This is a genomic window from Streptomyces sp. NPDC047917 (assembly GCF_043204345.1).
GTDB lineage: Bacteria > Actinomycetota > Actinomycetes > Streptomycetales > Streptomycetaceae > Streptomyces > Streptomyces sanglieri.
This window is the reverse complement of sequence record NZ_JBIDCA010000004.1, coordinates 117,662-135,732: the sequence shown is the minus strand read 5'-3', so window position 1 is coordinate 135,732 and position 18,071 is coordinate 117,662. Positions and strand designations below refer to the sequence as shown.

The window sequence follows — 18,071 nt, the reverse complement described above, 5'->3', positions numbered from 1 at the left end:
ATGCCTCATCACAACCATGACAGCTCGCTGCGGTACAGGCTCGGGCGTACCCTCCGGACACCGATCGGAGTCACCGCGCTCACCGCCTGCCTGCTGGTCGCGCTGGTCGCCGTACTCGGCCCCGTACTGCTCGGCGACCGGGCCGCGCAGGTCGACACCGACGCGATCAACCAGGGCAGCAGCGCCGCCCATCTGCTGGGCACGGACCAGCTCGGACGGGACATCGCCGCCCGTGTCGTGGTGGCCACCCGGCTGACCCTGCGGCTCACGCTGATGGCCGCCGTGATCGGAGTCGGCGGCGGGCTGCTGCTGGGTGTCGCCCCGGCGGTCGTGGGCCGACGCCTCGGACGGCTGATCACCGCGACCGTGGGCGTGCTGGTGGCCTTTCCGGGGCTGCTCTTCCTGCTCTTCCTCGCCACGATCTTCGGAGTGGGCAGCACCGGCGCGGTGTTCGCGGTCGGGCTGGCCATGGTCCCGCCCATGGCGCGGCTGGTACAGAACCTGACGGCGTCGATCGCGGGTTCCGACTACGTCGCGGCCGCCCGGATCCTCGGTGTGGGCCGGTTCCGGATGGTGGTACGTCATCTGCTGCCCAACATCGCCGAACCGTCGGTGCTGTTCGCCACCCAGGCGACAGGGGGCATCCTGGTCGCGTTCTCCGGCCTCTCCTTCCTCGGGCTGGGCGTACAGCCGCCGCAGTACGACTGGGGGCGGCTGCTCAACGAACAGCTGAACCGCATCTTCGTGAACCCGGCGGCCGCCCTGGCGCCCGGCGCGGCCGTCGTCCTGACGGGGCTGATGTTCGGGCTGGTCGGCGAGGTGCTCGCACAGGCAGGTGGCCGAAGGGCGCCACAGGCACCGGAGACGGCACCGCAGGAGCAGCCGGGGACACCGGACGAACCGGCCGCCGAGCACGACGGCGGTGCTCTGGTCCGGGCGCGCGACCTGCGGGTGACGTTCCCCGGCGGCCGGCAGGCGGTACGCGGGATCTCGCTGGACATCGGCAGGGGCGAGGCCGTCGGCCTGGTCGGCGAATCGGGATCGGGCAAGAGCCTGAGCGCGCTGGCGCTCGCGGACCTGGTGCCGCACCCGGGCCGGGTCTCGGCCGGAGCGCTCGGCTTCGACGGGCACGACCTGCGGGCGGATCCACGGCTCGGCACCGAACTCGCCATGGTCTTCCAGGACCCGATGGCCTCGCTGAACCCCGCCCTGCGGGTGGGCCGGCAGCTCGCCGAGGTGGCCGAGGTGCACCTGGGAGCGAGCCGCGCCGAGGCCACGGCGCGTGCCGTCGACCGGCTCGGCGCCGTCCGTATCGCCACCCCCGGACGCCGTGCCCGGCAGCGGCCGCACGAGTACTCCGGCGGGATGCGGCAGCGCGCCGTCATCGCGATGGGACTGATGGGGAAGCCGAAACTGATCATCGCCGACGAGCCCACCACGGCGCTCGACGTGGCGGTCCAGCAACAGGTGCTCGGCCTGCTCGCCGAGGTGCGCGCGGACTCCGGCGCCGCGCTGCTGCTGATCTCCCACGACCTCGCCGTCGTCGCCCAGGTCTGCGAACGGGTCCTGGTGATGTACGCGGGCCTGATCGTCGAGAACCTCCCGGTCACCGAGCTCCTCGGCGGCGCCGCCCACCCGTACACCCGGGCACTGGTCGGGGCGGTCCCGACCATGACCACGGACCGCGGCGCGGAGCTGGCCACCATCCCCGGCCGGCCACCGGAGCCGGGGGAGACCGGCGCGGGGTGCCCGTTCGCGGCGCGCTGCGAACGGGCCCGGGAACGCTGCCACGAAGACACCCCCGAACTGACGGACCTCGGGCCGGGACGGCAGGTCGCCTGCTGGTACCCGGTCGGTACGGCAACGGCGGGCCGACCCGTCGCGTCCACGGCACACACGGCAAGGGCCACCTCATGAGCTCACTCGAACTGCGCGGGATCACGGTCCGCTACGGCCGCTTCACCGCCGTGGACAACGTCGACCTGCTGGTGCCGGAAGGCACGGTCACCGGACTGGTCGGCGGCTCGGGGTCCGGGAAATCGACCCTGGGCAAGGCCGTCGTCGGCCTGGCGCCGAAGCAGTCCGGGCAGGTACTGATCGACGGGAGCGAGGCTCCCCGCCGGCGCGGGCGCAGCCCCGTACAGCTGGTGTTCCAGAACCCGTACGCCTCGCTCGACCCCCGCATGACCGTCGGCGCCTCCGTGGCCGAGGCACTGTCCGGCGGAAGCGGAAGCGGAAGCGGAAGCGGAAGCGGAAGCGGAAGCGGACGGGGAAGCGGAAGCGGAAGCGGGAACGGGACCGGGACCGGGACCGGCACGGGGAACGGGGCGCGGAGCGGACGGCGGGCCCCGGCCCGTGAACGCCGTGCCGCACGCGACGCCGAGGTGGCGCGCTACCTGGAGCTGGTCGGCATGGACCCCGCACGGGCCGCCCTCACCCCGGACGCCCTCTCCGGCGGCCAGCGCCAACGGGTCGCCCTGGCCAGGGCCCTGGCCGCCCGGCCCGCCGTGCTGATCGCGGACGAGATCACCTCGGCCCTCGACGTGTCGGTCCAGGGCGCGGTGCTCAACCTGCTCCGCCGGCTCCAGCGCGAACTGGGCTTCGCGATGCTCTTCATCTCCCACAACCTCGCGGTCGTCCGCTACCTGTGCGACCAGGTCGCCGTCCTGGACGGCGGACACCTGGTCGAATGCGGCCCCACCGACCGGGTGCTGGACCACCCGGAGCACCCGACGACCCGCGATCTCATCTCCTGCGTACCCGACCTTGCCCTTGCCGAGGAGGCGTCATGACCCGACCGCTCAAGATCGAAGACCTGTACCGGTTCGAGATCCCCGGCGACCCCGCACTGTCACCCGACGGCGAACGCGTCGCCTACACCCTGACCACACAGGACGCCGGGAACGACCGGGTGCTCCGCTCCATCTGGGAGGTACGCGCCGGAGGCGGACCGGCCCGGCGCCTCACCCACGGCCCGGCGGACACCGCGCCGCGCTGGTCCCCGGACGGGGCGCGACTGGCCTTCCTGCGCGCCGGCCGGCTCCATCTGCTGTCCGCCGAGGGCGGAGAGGCCGTACCGCTCATCACCCCCGACCGGTGCCCTGCCGGGGCGGGCATCCCGGTCTGGAGCCCGGACGGGACGCGCATCGCCTTCGCCGCCCCGGAGAGCCGGCGCGCGGACAGCGCACCCGTCGTCATCGACGCCCTCGGCTGGAAGGCGGACGGGGCGGGCCTGATCGGCTCGGTCCGCACGCAGCTGTTCGTGGTGGACGTGGAATCGGGCGAGGTCGTCCAGCTCACCCGGGAAGACCGGCACGTCGGCTCCCCGAGCTGGTCGCCCGACGGCACCCGGCTCGCCTACCCCGCGCAGACCGGCCCGGACTCGGCGTCGTTCGGCCCCACGGCCGCCCATGTCGTGGCGGTCGCCGCGGATGCGCCCGAGCCCCGCCGGATCGGCCCCGCCGGCGGTCTCGCCGGCCCGGTGAGCTGGTACCCCGACGGATCCGCGCTGCTCGTCGTCGGCCGCACCGCCTTCGGTGTCGGCCACTGCGAGCTGCTGCGCCAGCCGCTGGACGGCTCCGCCCCGGTCCCGGTCAGCGCGGCCCTGGACCGCAATGTCCTGCCCGGCGGGCCCGGTTACCCGGGCGCGCTGCCGCAGTTCCACGGCGACGACATCGTGTTCTGCGCCCGCGACCGGGGCGCCACCCGCCTCTACCGGGTGGACGCGGCCGGGATCAGCGCCTCCCCGCTGCCCGCCGGCACCGGCGTCAGCGGCTGCTCGGTCGCCCCGAAGGCCGGACGGGCGGCGGTCGTGGTCTCCGACGCGGCACGCTTCGCCGAGGTCGTGCTGCTCGACCTCGACGACTGGACGTCCGGGCAGCAGCCCGCGCGGCTCACCGACCACATGGCGCGGTCACTTCCGGAGATCGCCCTCCACCCGGTCACCGAACGCGAGTTCGGCATCGCGGACGGCACCGTCGTGCACGGCATGATCACCCGGGCCGCGGACACACCCCCGGGCGGCCCGCTGCTGGTGGACGTGCACGGCGGCCCGCACAACGCCTGGGCCCCGCACTCCGACCCGGCCCACCTCTACCACCAGGAACTGGCCACGCAGGGCTGGACGATCCTGACATTGAACGTCCGCGCCAGCGACGGCTACGGCGAGGCGTTCTACACCGGTGCGGTGGGCGCCTGGGGCGAGACGGACGAACAGGACGTCCTGCAGCCCGTCGCCGCCCTCGTCGCCGAGGGGCTCGTCGACCCCGGCCGGATCGCGCTCACCGGCTACAGCTACGGCGGCTACCTGACCTGCTGGCTCTCCGCCCGCACCGACCTGTTCGCCGCCGTCGTCCCGGGCGGCGTCCTGGTCGACCTGAAGAGCATGGCCGGCACCTCCGAAGAAGGACATCTGATCGCCGAGCACGAGATCGGCGACCCGGCCCGGCTGGCAGAACTCTCCCCGCTCAGCCACGCCGACGCGGTACGCGCGCCCACCCTGATCCTGCACGGCGGCGCCGACGACACCTGCCCGGTCGGCCAGGCCGAACAGTGGTTCCACGCCCTGCGCACCAGGGACGTACCGGCCCGGCTGGTCGTCTACCCCGGCAGCTCGCACCTCTTCCTCCTCGACGGCCGGCCCTCGCACCGGGAGGACTACTCCCGCAGGCTGGTCGAATGGGTCACCACGCACACCAACCGCTGAACGAAACGGAATCGGAGCACGACATGACCAACACCACCGAGCTGTCGGCCCGCTGGACCACCCGCCTCACCGAACTCGCCGCCCGTCACTCCGTGCCCGGCGCCTCGCTCGGCATCCTGCACCGCGGCGAACTGGTCGCGGAGACCGCCATCGGCATGGCCAACACGGAGGCCGGGATCGGGGCGACCACCGACACCCTCTTCCAGATCGGCTCGATCTCCAAGGTCTGGACCACCACGGTGGCCATGGCCCTGGTCGACGAGGGCGTCCTCGAACTGGACGCCCCCATCTCCTCCGTACTTCCCGAACTGCGGCTGGCCAACGACGAGTTGACCCAGGGGCTGACGCTCCGGCACCTCCTGACCCACACCAGCGGCATCGACGGCGACCTCTTCACCGACACCGGCCGGGGCGACGACTGCCTGGAGAAGTACGTAGCACTGCTGGGCGACACCACCCCCAACCACCCGCTCGGCGCCACCATGTCGTACTGCAACGCGGGCTTCACCCTGCTCGGCCGGGTGCTGGAGGTCGTCACCGGCGTCCAGTGGGACGAGCTGATGCGCGAGCGCCTGTACCGGCCGCTCGGCCTGACGCACACCGCGACCCTGCCGGAAGAGGTGCTGCGCCACCGCGCCGCCATCGGACACCTGGGGAGCCCGCCCGCGCAGGCCCCGGTCTGGGGTCTGATGCGCTCCGCCGGACCGGCCGGGCTGATCTGCTCCACACCGCGCGAGGTACTGGAGTTCGCCCGGCTGCACCTCGACAACGGCGTCACCGCCGACGGCACCAAGATCCTCTCGGCCGAGGGCGTCGCCGCCATGCAGGCCCCGCAGGTCGAGCTCCCCGACCCGTACATCCTGGGCGACGCCTGGGGGCTCGGCTGGTTCCTCGACACCTGGGACGGACACCGGGTGTATGGACACGACGGCGGCACTATCGGACAGAACGCCTACCTGCGGGTGCTGCCCGAGGCCGAGCTGGCGATCTGCCTGCTCACCAACGGCGGCGACACCTCCAGCCTCTTCCGGGACCTGTACGCCGAGATCGTGCGGGAGCTGGCCGGGGTGACGATGCGCACCACCCTGGAGCCCGCAACGGAACCGGTGGCGGTGGACCCCGCCGACTACGTGGGCGTGTACCAGCGGCTCTCCAGCCGGATGGAGATCGTGGAGCGGGACGGCGCTCTGGTGATGCTGGACCGGGTCACCGGACCACTGGCCGAACTGGCCCCCGACACGGAGAAGGAGTACGAGCTGCACCCCGTCGAGCCCGGACTGTTCGTCGTGCAGCGGCCCGGATTCGAGCTCTGGGTCCCGGTCGTGTTCTACACACTCGCCGACGGCACCCCGTACATCCACCACGGTGGCCGGGCCACCCCCAAGGTGGGCTGACGTGACCGCGATCGTCACCGCCCTCCAGGCTGGGCTGCCGGCCCTGCTGACCGACATCGAGGAGCTGGTCCGCACCGAGTCGCCCAGCGACGACCTGGCCGCGGTCACCGACTGCGCCCGCGTCGTCGCCGGCCTCGGCACCCGGCTGACCGGTACGGCACCCGAGTGGATCGACGGCTCGGGGCGTCCCGCCCTGCGCTGGCGCTTCGGCTCCGGCGACCGGGTGCTGCTGCTCGGCCACTTCGACACGGTGTGGCCGGTGGGCTCCCTGGCCGGTCACCCCTTCGAGGTGGCGGGCGGGCGGCTCACCGGACCCGGCTGCTTCGACATGAAGGCCGGTGTGGTGCAGCTGTTCCACGCCCTGTCGGTCCTCGACGACCTGGACGGCGTCTCGGTCCTGCTCACCGGGGACGAGGAGATCGGCGCCCCGACCTCGCGCACCCTGATCGAGGACGAGGCCCGCCGGACCGGCGCCGTGCTCGTCCTGGAGGCGAGCGAGGGCGGCGCGCTGAAGACCGCGCGCAAGGGCATGTCCGGCTACGAGCTGACCATCGCCGGACGCGCCGCGCACGCCGGTCTGGAACCCCACCGGGGCGTCAACACCACCACCGAACTGGCCCACCAGGTGCTCGCGTTGTCCGCCCTCGCCGATCCGGCGGCCGGCACCACGGTGACCCCGACCGTGGCCTCCTCCGGCACCACCCGCAACACGGTGCCCGACACGGCCCGGCTGCTGGTCGACGTACGCGTGGCGACGGCCGCCGAACAGGACCGGGTCGACCGTGCCGTGCACGGCCTCCCCCCGGTGGTCGAGGGCGCCTCGCTCACCTTCTCCGGAGGCCCGAACCGGCCGCCGCTGCCGGTCACCGCGTCGGCCGAGCTGTTCGAACTGGCCCGCCGCCACTACGCGGAGCTCGGCTTCGGCCCGCTGCGCGGCGTGGCCGTCGGCGGCGCCTCCGACGGCAACCTCACCGCCGGAGTGGGCACCCCCACACTCGACGGCCTCGGGGCCGTGGGCGGCGGGGCACACGCGGACGACGAGCACGTGATCGTCGCCGAACTGCCCCGGCGGACGGCACTCGTCGCCGCCCTGGCGGCCTCGCTGATCAGCGGACCGCCGGCCGTCCCCGGCCGGGTGGAACCATGAACGGTACGCAGGCGTCCGCCGCGACGGCAGCCGCGGAGCTGACCGCACAGCGCGCGGGCGTCACCCTCAGGGAACTGCACGGGCTGGACGAGATGCACGAGGCCTGCCGGGTGCTGGACCGCATCTGGCGGCCCGATCCCGGAAACCCGCTGATCACCCCGGAGCTGCTGCGGGTCTTCGCGCACTCCGGCAGCTACGTCGTCGGTGTCGACCGGGGCGGCCGGATGGTCGGCTTCTGCCTGGGCTTCCTCGCCAGCGCCGGACTGCACTCGCACATCGCCGGGGTGGACGACAGCGTCCGTGGCCGCAACGTCGGCTTCGCGGTCAAGCAACACCAGCGGGCCTGGGCACTGGGCCGCGACATCACCACCGTCACCTGGACCTTCGACCCGCTGATCAGCCGCAACGCCTACTTCAACCTCGCCAAACTGGGCGCGGAACCGAGCGAGTACCTCGCCGACTTCTACGGCGCCATGCAGGACGAGGTCAACGCCGGGACCGAGACCGACCGGCTGCTGGTCCGCTGGGAACTGACCGGAGAGCACGCCACCGGATCCGCCGCCGGCATCCCCCGCACCGTCGCCGCCGATGTCACGGGCCCCCGTACGGTGGTCGCCCTGGACGCCAAACCCGACGGCCGCCCGGCCGTCGGGCGCCGGGACGGCGACACCGTCCTGGTCCGGATCCCCGCCGAGGCGGAGGAACTGCGCCGGACCGACCCGCCCCTGGCCCGCGAATGGCGCCACGCGCTGCGCGAGGTACTCGGCGGCCTGATGGCCGAGGGGCACACCGTCACCGGATTCACCCGGGACGGCTGGTACGTGATCGACAGACGTCAGGAGAGTCAGGCATGAAGCTCACAGGTGTGGAACTGCGCCGGATCGCGATGCCGCTGGTCGCACCGTTCCGGACCTCGTTCGCCACGATGACCACCCGGGAGATCCTGCTGGTCAGGGTCGAGACCGAGGACCACGAGGGCTACGGCGAATGCGTCACCATGGCCGATCCGCTGTACTCCTCGGAGTACACCGCGGCCGCGGCGGACGTGCTGCGCAGCTACCTCGTACCCACGCTCACCGCCCTGCCGGAGCTCGACCCGTGGGCCGTCGCCCCGGCACTGGCCGCCTTCAAGGGCCACCGGATGGCCAAGGCCGCACTGGAGACGGCGGTCCTCGACGCCTGGCTGCGCGCCCACGACCTGTCGATGGGCCAGTGGCTGGGGGCGACGGCCGAACGGGTGCCGGCCGGGGTGTCCGTGGGCATCATGGACTCGATTCCCGCACTGCTCGACACCGTCGACGGCTATCTCTCCGAGGGCTATCTCCGGATCAAGCTGAAGATCGAACCCGGCTGGGACGTGGCACCCGTGCGCGCGGTCCGGGAACGCTTCGGCGACGACGTACAGCTCCAGGTGGACGCCAACACCGCGTACACCCTCGCCGACGCCGCCCAGCTGGCCCGGCTCGACCCGTACGGGCTGCTGCTCATCGAACAGCCCCTGGACGAGGAGGACATCCGGGGCCACGCGGAACTCGCCCGCCAGGTGCGCACCCCGATCTGCCTGGACGAGTCCATCGTGTCCGCCCGCTCGGCGGCCGACGCCATCGCGATGGGCGCCTGCTCGGTCGTCAACATCAAGCCGGGACGGGTCGGCGGCTATCTGGAGGCCCGGCGGATCCACGACGTGTGCGCCGCCAACGGCGTCCCCGTCTGGTGCGGCGGGATGCTGGAGACCGGCCTCGGCCGCGCCGCCAACGTCGCCCTCGCCGCACTCCCCGGCTTCACCCTGCCCGGTGACACCTCCGCCTCCGACCGGTACTACCGGACCGACATCACCGAGCCGTTCACCCTGCGCGACGGCCATCTCGACGTGCTCACCGGACCCGGCATCGGAATCTCCCCGATCCCCGGGCAGCTGGCCGAGGTGACCGAGTCGACGGAATGGATCGGCCGGTGACCCGCGGAGTCCCGGACCCGCCCACCGGGCCCGACCTGCGCGAACCCCGGGCGGGCCGGGAGTCCGGAGCGGCGGCCGCCCCCGTCGCGGACGATCTCCGATCAACTACCTTGTGAAGATGACGGAGCAGCCACGGGCCGTGCTCGGCCGGATCCTCAACGATCTCGGATCGACGTTGATCGAAGTGCTGGCCGGGGAGGCGGACCCGGCCCGCACGGTCACCGGAGTGCTGATCCAGGACCCCCTGGACGAACCGGCGCGGCTGCCCGGCGCGGTGGTGCTCGGCGTCGGTGTGTACGGCGCCGGACCGGTGGCCGCCCTGGTCGACCGGGCGGCCGGACTGGGCGCGGCGGCCGTGGTGGTCCGGTCCCCGGTCCCGGTGTACGGATCGGTGTCCGAGGCGGCCGCCCGCACCGGCGTGACCGTGCTCGGTCTGACGCCCGGAGCGTCCTGGGCTCAGGTGGCCGCGCTGCTGCGCTCGCTGCTCGCCGTCGACGAACTGGGCACGGTGGGCGGCCCCGAAGAGGCCGACGGCGCCGAACCGCTCGCCGGTGACCTGTTCGCCCTGGCCAACGCGACGGCCGGACTGCTGGACGGTCCGGTGACCGTGGAGGACCGGGGCGGCCGGGTGCTGGCCTTCTCCAGCAGACAGGACGAGGCCGACGAGGCCAGGATCGCGACCGTACTGGACCGTCAGGTCCCCGCCGAGAAGCTACGGGCCCTGGAGGAACGCGGCGCCTTCCAGGCCCTCTACCGGAAGGAGGAACCCGTCTACATCGACGGCGTCTCGGACAAGCCCCGGGTCGCGATCGCCGTCCGCGCCGGCGGCGAGATCCTCGGCTCGATCTGGGTCGTGGTCGACGCACCGCTGAGCGCGGACCGCACCCAGGCGCTCCAGGAGGCGGCGAAGGTGGCCGCCCTGCACCTGCTGCGCCGCCGCACCGGCGGGGACGCCGAACGCCGGCTGCGCGCGGACCTGCTCGCCACCGTCCTCGAAGGCGGCACGCACGCCCCGCAGGCCGCCGTCCGGCTCGGCCTGTCCGCGCAGCCGGCCTGCGTACTGGCGCTCTCGGTGACCGGCGAGCAGTACGCGCCGGACCGGGTGGCCGCGGGCCACCGGGTCGCCGAGGCGCTCACCCTGCACCTGTCCGCGATCCACCCCCGCACCGCCTCGGCCGCGATCGGCGGGGTCACCTACGCGGTCCTGCCCACCGGTTCGGACGAGCAGGGGCTACGGGTGGCCGAGGCGTTCCTCGGCCGGATCGGCGACCGGGTGCCCGCCGTCATCGGAGTCGGCCGGCTCGCCGCCCGCCCGGTGGAGCTGCGCCGCTCGCGCGCCGACGCGGACCGTGCGCTGCGGGTCCTCGGCTCCGGCCGCACCCAGCGCAGGGCCGCACGGCTGTCGGACGTCTACGCCGCCTCGCTCCTGGAGGAGCTGACGGACCGGATGGCCGCCGAGGACGACCTTCCGGACGGCCCGGTCGTACGGCTGCGCGCCTACGACGCCGAGCACAACACGGCCCTCACGGACACCCTGGACGCCTGGCTGAGCACCTTCGGCGACGTGCCCGCGGCCGCTGCCGCCGTACACATCCACCCCAACACCTTCCGCTACCGGCTCAAGCGGCTGGCCGTGGTCGCGGGCATCGACCTCGGCGACCCGGAGGCGAGATTCGAAGCGATGCTGCAACTGCGGCTGAGACCACCGCACTCCTGATGCCGCTCACTCCGTCGCCGTGGCACTGGGATCGATCCGGGCGCCGGGCGGACGGAATGGTGCGAGAGTTTCCCGGAGCAGTGGGACACGACGAAACCCGTGTGTCCGTGATCCGACGATGGGACAGATGACATGCCTCTGCAGGGAGAGTACGAGCCGAGCCCCGAACAGTGGGTCCGCGACCAGGTCGAGCTGTTCGAGAGCTCCGGCGGCACCGAGGGAACCATGATGCGGGGCATGCCCGTCATCATTCTCACCACCCGCGGGGCCAAGAGCGGCAAGATCCGCAAGACCCCGCTGATGAGGGTCGAGCACGACGGCGAGTACGCGGTGGTCGCCTCGCAGGGCGGTGCCCCCAAGCACCCCGTCTGGTACCACAACATCGTGGCCGACCCCCGGGTGGAACTCCAGGACGGGCCACTGCGCCAGGACATGAACGCCCGCGAGGCCACCGGCGAGGAGAAGGACCTGTGGTGGGGGCGCGCGGTCGAGGCGTTCCCCGACTACGCCGACTACCAGCGCAAGACCGACCGGCAGATCCCGGTCTTCGTCCTCGAACCGTCGGCCGGGCAGCACTGACGGCCGCCGGTTCAGGCGCGGGCCCACCGCGGCCCGCGCCCCCGCATCCGGCCCGTTCCCGGAAGCGGCGCGGCCCCCCGGACAGCCGATCAGGACGCGCGCCCGCACCGCACCCCGCGCTCCAATGGACGGGTGACCGCGCCCCCGGACGACTGCCTGGCACGCAACGAGTGGCTCTGCGGGGCCTACCTCTCCAGCCGTCGCGAGATCCTCTGGGACGCCGTGGTGCAGCACCTCCAGCTCACCCTGGCCTCCGTGCTCATCGGGCTGGTCATCGCCGTTCCGCTCGCCCTCGTGGCACGGCACCGGCGCTGGGCGGCGGGCCCCGTGCTCGGTGTGACGACCATCCTCTACACCGTGCCGTCGCTCGCCATGTTCTCCCTGCTGCTGCCGGTGTACGGACTGTCCGCCTCGCTCGTCGTCGCCGGTCTCGTGCTCTACTCGCTCACCCTCCTGGTACGCAACATCCTCGCCGGACTGCGTGCTGTGCCCGAGGAGACCCGGCAGGCCGCACGCGGCATGGGATACGGGCCGCTGCGGCTGCTGCTCGCCGTGGAGCTGCCCCTCGCGCTGCCCGCGGCCATGGCCGGTCTGCGGATCGCCACCGTCTCCGCCGTCTCCCTGGTCACGGTCGGCGCGATCGTCGGCTACGGCGGGCTCGGCAACCTCATCTACTCAGGGATGAACACCTACTTCAAGGCCCAGGTGCTCACCGCCTCCGTCCTGTGCGTCGTCATCGCCGTCGCCGCCGACCTGCTGCTCCTGCTCGTGCAGCGAGTGCTGACCCCATGGACCCGGAGGCAGCCGTGAAGACCCTCGCAGACGCCTGGTCCTGGCTCACCACCGCCACGAACTGGTCCGGCGAGGGCGGCATCTGGAACCGGCTGGGCCAGCACCTCTTCCTCACCGTCGTCTGCCTGCTCATCAGCTGCCTGATCGCACTGCCCGTCGCCCTGGTCCTCGGCCATCTCGGCAAGGGCGGCGCACTCGCCGTCAACATCTCCAACACCGGCCGGGCCGTGCCCACCTTCGCCGTACTGGTGCTGCTCCTGCTCACTCCGATCGGCGGGCACGGCGAATGGCCGACCATCATCGCCCTCGTCCTCTTCGCCGTGCCGCCACTGCTCACCAACGCCTATGTGGGCATGCGGGAGGTCGACCGCGACATCGTGCGCGCCGCCAGAGGAATGGGCATGACGGGCAGGCAGCTGATGCTGGGCGTCGAGGTGCCGCTCGCCCTCCCGCTGATCCTCACCGGCGTACGGATCGCCGCCGTGCAGCTCGTCGCGACGGCTACCCTCGCGGCACTGGCCGGCGGCGGGGGACTCGGCCGCATCATCACGGCCGGCTTCAACCTCGCCTCCACCTCGCAGGTGGTCGCCGGGGCGGTCCTCGTCGCGGTCTTCGCGCTGATCGTCGAAGGGCTCTTCGAAGCGGGCCGGCTGCTCGTCCCGGACCGGCTCCGGAACAAGGGGTCCGGATGAGGCGACGAACCGCGGTCCCGATCCTGCTGGTGCTGCTCCCGGCGGCCGGCTGCGCCACCGGCCCCTCCCTGGAGAACCAGGGCGAGGTCACCGCACCGCCGGGCGACAGCAGACATCTCACCATCGGCTCCGCGGGCTTCACCGAGAGCGATCTGCTCGCCCAGATGTACGCCCTGCTGCTGAACCGGGCCGGCTACTCCACGAAGATCATCTCCGTCACCAACCGGGAGATCTACGAACCGGCGCTGGAGAGCGGCCAGATCGACGTCGTGCCGGAGTACGCCGCCACCTTCGCCGACTGGCTGAACGCGAAGAAGAACGGTGCCGACGCCACCCCCGTCGGCTCGCCCGACCTCGCCGCCACCATGAAGGCGTTGCGTGCCCTCGCCGCGCCGCGCGGCCTCACCGTGCTCGACCCCGGGCGCGCCGTCGACCAGAACGCCTTCGCGGTCACCGCCCGCTACGCGGCCGAGCACCACCTCAAGACCCTCGGCGACCTGGGCAGATCCGGGCTGCCCGTGAGGCTGGCGGCCGGCGACGAATGCGTGCGGCGCCCCTACTGCGCACCCGGACTGAAGAAGACGTACGGCATCCGCGTCACCGCCGTGGACCCCAAGGGCGTCGGCACCACCCAGGCCAAACAGGCCGTCCAGAACGGTCGGGACCAGATGGTCCTGACCACCACGACCGACGCCACGCTCGACAACTTCGGCCTCGTCCTGCTCGCCGACGACAGGCATCTGCAGAACGCCGACTACCTCGTCCCCGTCGTCAACCGGTCCCGGGCGGGCAGCGAAGGCGTCCGCAAGGCGCTGGGCAGGCTCAACACCGTACTGACCACCGCCGACCTGGCCCGGCTCAACGAGCAGGTGGACAGCTGGCGGCGGCTGCCCGAGGACGTGGCACGCAACTACCTGGAGTCCGAACACCTCCTCCCGCGCGACTGAGAGGCTGTCGGGCGACCTCTGATCGGGCGGCCACGCCCTGGCGCGCACGCTTTCCGATCGAAGGCCACCCGACAGCCGCTGGCCGCCGCCGCCCCCGGTCAGGCCCGCAGCCTGCCCGGGAGCCAGCCCAGCTGCACGGCCTGCTGGAACGGACCGCCGCCCTCGTGATCGTTGAAGTCGTACACCTCGATGGTCTTGTCCTGGTGGGCGTACGCGTTGAAGGCGGCGAAGACGGTCGAGGGCGGGCAGGTCATGTCCTCCAGCGCGGTCGAGAACAGCGCCGGAGCACGCCCGCGCGCGGCGAAGTGCACCCCGTCGAAGTACGACAGGGTGGCCCGCGCCCGCTCGGCCCGGCCGCGGTGCGTCTTGAGGTAGTTGCCCACCTCGCGGTACGGGGTCCGGTCGGTGACGGTGAGGGCGCGGGGGAAGTCGCACAGGAACGGGACGTCCGGCGCGATCGCCACGAGGTCGGGTATCAGCCCGCCGACGGCGAGCGTGATGCCGCCGCCCTGGCTCTCCCCGACGGCCGCGGTGCGTGCCGCGTCGGCCAGCGGGTGCGAGCGAGCCGCCTCCACCGCACGCACCGCGTCGGTGAACACCCGCCGGTAGTAGTACGACTCCGGGTCCTCGATGCCGCGGGTCATGAAACCGGGGTACGCGGGGGCGCTGCCCACCGGGTCGGGGGTGTCGCCGACGAGCCAGCCGCTGCCCTGGCCCCGGGTGTCCATCACGAAGTGGGCGAAACCGGCCGAGGCCCAGAGCAGATGGGTGTGCGCCAGGCCCCGACCGCCGCCGTAGCCGATGAACTCGACCACCACCGGCAGCGGCTCCGTGGCGCCCGCCGGGACGACGAACCAGCCCTTGACGGGATGACCGCCGAAGCCCGCGAACGTCACGTCGTACACCTCCACGGTGGACAGCCCGGTGCCGGTGCGCGGCTCGAAACGGGCGTCGAGGTCGTGGGACCGCGCCTCGTCGAGCGTCTTCGTCCAGAACGCGTCGAAGTCCTCCGGCTCGACCGAACCGCTGCGGTAGTCGCGCAGCCGGTCGAGCGGCAGATCGAACAGGGACATGGGGGACCGCCTTCTCCGCGGGGATGGTTGATCACACCGTACGGGGGTGCGCAGTGAAGAATGTGGGCCCGGCCTCTTGACCGGCGCCCGAATGACCCTCACAGTACTCGTTAATGCGCATTAGTAATACGCATTAATCGATGTGAGGAGCCATGGTGGAGGAACCCAGGAAGCGGGCCAGGCCCGGCCGTTCACCGGCACCGGCAGGCCGCACGGCCCGCCCGCGCCAGGCGGAGGTCGCACGGCTCGCCGGGGTCTCACAGGCCACGGTCTCGCTGGTGCTCGCGGACAAGAGACAGGGGCCCGCGATCTCCGAGGAGACCCGGCAGAAGGTCCTGGAGGCGGCCCGCAGCCTCGGATACGTCCCCGACCCGGCGGCCCGCAGGCTCGCCGCGGCGCGCAACAACCTGCTGGGTGTGTTCAGCTTCACCGCGACCTTCCCCACCGATGTGCAGCACTCGTACTACCCGTTCCTGGTGGGCGTGGAGCACGAGGCCGCGGAGCGCGGCTACGACCTGGTGCTGTTCACCGGGTCGAGCACCGGCGGCGCGGGGGCCGCCGTACCCGACGCGCTGAGCCGGGTCCGCCTCGCCGACGGCTGTCTGTTCCTCGGCCGTCACGCACCCGCCGAAGAGCTGGGCCGGCTGGTCGCCGACGGCTTCCCGGTGGTCCACCTCGGCCGCCGGGACGAGCCGGCCGGCCTGCACTGGGTCGGCGCCGACTACGTGAGCGCCGCCCGCGAGGTCGTCGGCCACCTCGCCGGCCTCGGGCACCGCCGCATGGTGCTGATCCGCGAGGACGACGAGGCACCCGCCTCCACCGACCGTGAACGCGGATTCCTCGAAGGACTGGCGGCGGCCGGGCCGGCCGGCCCCGAGACCGTCTTCCGTTCCGCGGACCCCGAGCGCGACCTCACCCCCGAGCGGCTGCGGGACTGGCTCGCCGACGGCGTCACCGCGTTCGTCGCCGAGGAGACCGACACCGGCGCCGCCTGGCGCGCCCTGCGCCGCGCCGCCGCCGACGCCGGGATCGAGTGCCCGCGCGACGCCTCGCTGGCACTGCTCGGCAGCCCGCCCGCCGACCTCGCGGACGGACCCGAACCCACCGGCTTCGACATTCCCCGCACCCGGCTCGGCGCGGCCGCCGTGCGCATGCTCGCCGCGCTGGTCGCGGGGGAGGAGGCCACCGAACCCCTGGTCGCCTGCACCTTCCGGCCCGGTGCCACCTCGGGCCCGCCGCCCGCCACCGAAGACCACTGACCGACCGCACCACCCGTACGTACAGCTCAAGGAGACCCGTGATACCCGAACCGGACATCCTCGTCGTGGGCGCCGGACTCGGCGGCGTCGCCGCCGCGCTCGCCGCCTGCCGCGCCGGACGCACCGTCGTCCTCACCGAGGAGACCGACTGGATCGGCGGCCAGCTCACCTCCCAGGCCGTCCCCCCGGACGAGCACCCGTGGGTCGAGCAGTTCGGCACCACCGCCTCGTACCGCCGGCTGCGCGAAGGCATCCGTGCGTACTACCGCCAGTGGTACCCGATGCGCTCCGAGGCCCTGGCCCTCACCGACCTCAACCCGGGCGCCGGACGCGTCAGCAAGCTCTGCCACGAGCCGCGCGTCGCGCTCACCGTGCTGGAGGCGATGCTCGCACCGCACCGCGCGGCGGGCCGTCTCACCCTGCTCACCGAGCACCGGGCCGTGACCGCCGAGACCGACAACGATGTCATCCGGGCGGTCACCCTGGAGAATCTGCGCACCGGCGACCGCACCACCCTCACCGCCCGCTACGTCATCGACGCCACCGAGACCGGTGAACTCCTCGAACTCGGCGGCGTCGAGCACGCCATCGGCGCCGAGGCGCGCGGCGAGTTCGACGAACCGCACGCCCCCGAACAGGCCCAGCCGCTCAACCAGCAGGGCATCACCGTGTGTTTCGCGCTCTCCCACCACGAGGGCGAGAACCACACCGTCGATCGCCCCGCCGACTACGACTTCTGGCGCTCCTACCGCCCCGACTTCTGGCCCGGCCCGCTGCTCGGCTTCCAGGCACCCGACCCCCGCTCGCTGGAATCCGTGCCGCGCACCTTCGTCCCCAACCCGGACATCGATCCGCTCGCCGTCAGCGCCGACCAGAGCGCGGACGCGGGCGACAAGGAACTGTGGGGCTTCCGCCGCATCCTCGCCCGGGGCATGCACCGCCCCGGCGCCTTCGGCTCCGACATCACACTCGTCAACTGGCCGCTCAACGACTACTGGCTCAAGCCCCTGATCGGTGCCGGTGAGGAGGTGTCCGCCCAAGCGGTCGCCGAGGCACGGCAGTTGTCGCTCTCGCTGCTGTACTGGCTCCAGACCGAGGCCCCCCGCCAGGACGGCGGCACCGGATTCCCCGGTCTGCGGATCCGCCCCGACATCACCGGCACCGCCGACGGCCTCGCCAAGGCCCCCTACGTACGCGAGTCCCGCCGTATCAAGGCCGTCACCACCGTCACCGAGCACGACGTCTCGATCGACATCGTCGGCCCGCACGGCGGAACCCGGCACCGGGACGCGGTCGGCGTCGGCAGCTACCGCATCGATCTGCACCCCTCCACCGGAGGTGACAACTACATCGACATCGGCTCGGTCCCGTTCGAGATCCCGCTCGGTGCCCTCGTACCGCGCCGTGTCCGCAACCTGCTGCCCGCCGGCAAGAACATCGGCACCACCCACATCACCAACGGCTGCTACCGGCTCCACCCGGTGGAGTGGAACATCGGCGAGGTCGCCGGTGCCCTGGCCGCCCACTGCCTCACCGAGGACGTCGAACCGCAACAAGTCCAGTCCGAGGACAAGCGGTACGAGGCGTTCGCGCGGCTCCTCGACCGCGACGGGGTCCAGCGCCACTGGCCCGACGTGCGCGGCTACTGACCGCACACGCCGCAACCGTGAATCGCCGGGTGGGACAGCTCCACCTGTGGCCCCCCCCCCCCCCCCCCCCAACACCCCCCCCCCCCCCCCCGGGCCCCCCCCCCCCACCCCCCCCCCCCCCCCCGGGGATACAGCGGGGGGGGCCACAACACCCCCCCCG

At 72.7% G+C, this 18,071-nt stretch carries 15 protein-coding genes; 14 read left to right on the top strand and 1 reads right to left on the bottom strand.

Annotation, left to right across the window (positions count from 1 at the left end; all coding sequences use genetic code 11):
• From ACGF8B_RS10425 to ACGF8B_RS10370, 12 genes are all read left to right on the top strand, one after another.
• A complete protein-coding gene (locus ACGF8B_RS10425; RefSeq protein ID WP_392736672.1) occupies positions 1 to 1,917 on the top strand; it encodes a dipeptide/oligopeptide/nickel ABC transporter permease/ATP-binding protein in 1,917 nt (638 codons plus the stop codon).
• Positions 1,914 to 2,792 carry an ATP-binding cassette domain-containing protein gene (locus ACGF8B_RS10420; RefSeq protein WP_392736670.1) on the top strand — a complete coding sequence of 293 codons (879 nt, stop codon included), beginning with the start codon at positions 1,914 to 1,916 and terminating at the stop codon, positions 2,790 to 2,792. Before ACGF8B_RS10425 ends, ACGF8B_RS10420 begins: the two co-directional genes overlap by 4 nt.
• Positions 2,789 to 4,705 carry a S9 family peptidase gene (locus ACGF8B_RS10415; RefSeq protein WP_392736668.1) on the top strand — a complete coding sequence of 639 codons (1,917 nt, stop codon included), beginning with the start codon at positions 2,789 to 2,791 and terminating at the stop codon, positions 4,703 to 4,705. Before ACGF8B_RS10420 ends, ACGF8B_RS10415 begins: the two co-directional genes overlap by 4 nt.
• Before the next feature lie 23 nt (positions 4,706 to 4,728).
• Positions 4,729 to 6,099 (top strand): serine hydrolase domain-containing protein, encoded by a 1,371-nt coding sequence (locus ACGF8B_RS10410; RefSeq protein WP_392736667.1) that lies wholly within the window; start codon positions 4,729 to 4,731, stop codon positions 6,097 to 6,099.
• Between the two features lies 1 nt (position 6,100).
• Positions 6,101 to 7,246, top strand: coding sequence for a M20 family metallopeptidase (locus tag ACGF8B_RS10405; RefSeq protein ID WP_392736665.1), 1,146 nt, complete (start codon positions 6,101 to 6,103; stop codon positions 7,244 to 7,246).
• Positions 7,243 to 8,100 (top strand): GNAT family N-acetyltransferase, encoded by an 858-nt coding sequence (locus ACGF8B_RS10400; protein ID WP_392736663.1) that lies wholly within the window; start codon positions 7,243 to 7,245, stop codon positions 8,098 to 8,100. Before ACGF8B_RS10405 ends, ACGF8B_RS10400 begins: the two co-directional genes overlap by 4 nt.
• Positions 8,097 to 9,203, top strand: a complete 1,107-nt coding sequence (gene menC, locus ACGF8B_RS10395) for an o-succinylbenzoate synthase (RefSeq protein WP_392736661.1) — start codon at positions 8,097 to 8,099, stop codon at positions 9,201 to 9,203. Before ACGF8B_RS10400 ends, menC begins: the two co-directional genes overlap by 4 nt.
• Positions 9,204 to 9,321: 118 nt before the next feature.
• The gene (locus ACGF8B_RS10390; protein ID WP_392736659.1) at positions 9,322 to 10,920 is read left to right on the top strand and encodes a PucR family transcriptional regulator; all 1,599 of its coding nucleotides are present in this window, start codon (positions 9,322 to 9,324) and stop codon (positions 10,918 to 10,920) included.
• 132 nt (positions 10,921 to 11,052) lie between these two features.
• A complete protein-coding gene (locus tag ACGF8B_RS10385) occupies positions 11,053 to 11,499 on the top strand; it encodes a nitroreductase family deazaflavin-dependent oxidoreductase (RefSeq protein WP_392736657.1) in 447 nt (148 codons plus the stop codon).
• A gap of 132 nt (positions 11,500 to 11,631) precedes the next feature.
• On the top strand, positions 11,632 to 12,309 hold the full coding sequence (locus tag ACGF8B_RS10380; RefSeq protein WP_392736655.1) for an ABC transporter permease: 678 nt from the start codon (positions 11,632 to 11,634) through the stop codon (positions 12,307 to 12,309).
• Complete coding sequence (locus ACGF8B_RS10375; RefSeq protein WP_392736653.1) at positions 12,306 to 12,983, top strand: ABC transporter permease; 678 nt, start codon at positions 12,306 to 12,308, stop codon at positions 12,981 to 12,983. Before ACGF8B_RS10380 ends, ACGF8B_RS10375 begins: the two co-directional genes overlap by 4 nt.
• Positions 12,980 to 13,930 (top strand): ABC transporter substrate-binding protein, encoded by a 951-nt coding sequence (locus tag ACGF8B_RS10370; RefSeq protein WP_392736651.1) that lies wholly within the window; start codon positions 12,980 to 12,982, stop codon positions 13,928 to 13,930. Before ACGF8B_RS10375 ends, ACGF8B_RS10370 begins: the two co-directional genes overlap by 4 nt.
• Positions 13,931 to 14,028: 98 nt before the next feature.
• On the opposite strand, the gene ACGF8B_RS10365 is transcribed toward ACGF8B_RS10370, so the two are convergent.
• Positions 14,029 to 15,003: an acetylxylan esterase gene (locus ACGF8B_RS10365; protein ID WP_392736649.1), complete on the bottom strand. Its 975-nt coding sequence runs from the start codon at positions 15,001 to 15,003 to the stop codon at positions 14,029 to 14,031.
• 152 nt (positions 15,004 to 15,155) lie between these two features.
• Here ACGF8B_RS10365 and ACGF8B_RS10360 point away from each other — a divergent pair, with 152 nt between their 5' ends.
• A complete protein-coding gene (locus ACGF8B_RS10360) occupies positions 15,156 to 16,262 on the top strand; it encodes a LacI family DNA-binding transcriptional regulator (protein ID WP_392736647.1) in 1,107 nt (368 codons plus the stop codon).
• A gap of 38 nt (positions 16,263 to 16,300) precedes the next feature.
• Positions 16,301 to 17,911, top strand: coding sequence for an FAD-dependent oxidoreductase (locus tag ACGF8B_RS10355; protein WP_392736645.1), 1,611 nt, complete (start codon positions 16,301 to 16,303; stop codon positions 17,909 to 17,911).
• Positions 17,912 to 18,071 lie beyond the last annotated feature (160 nt).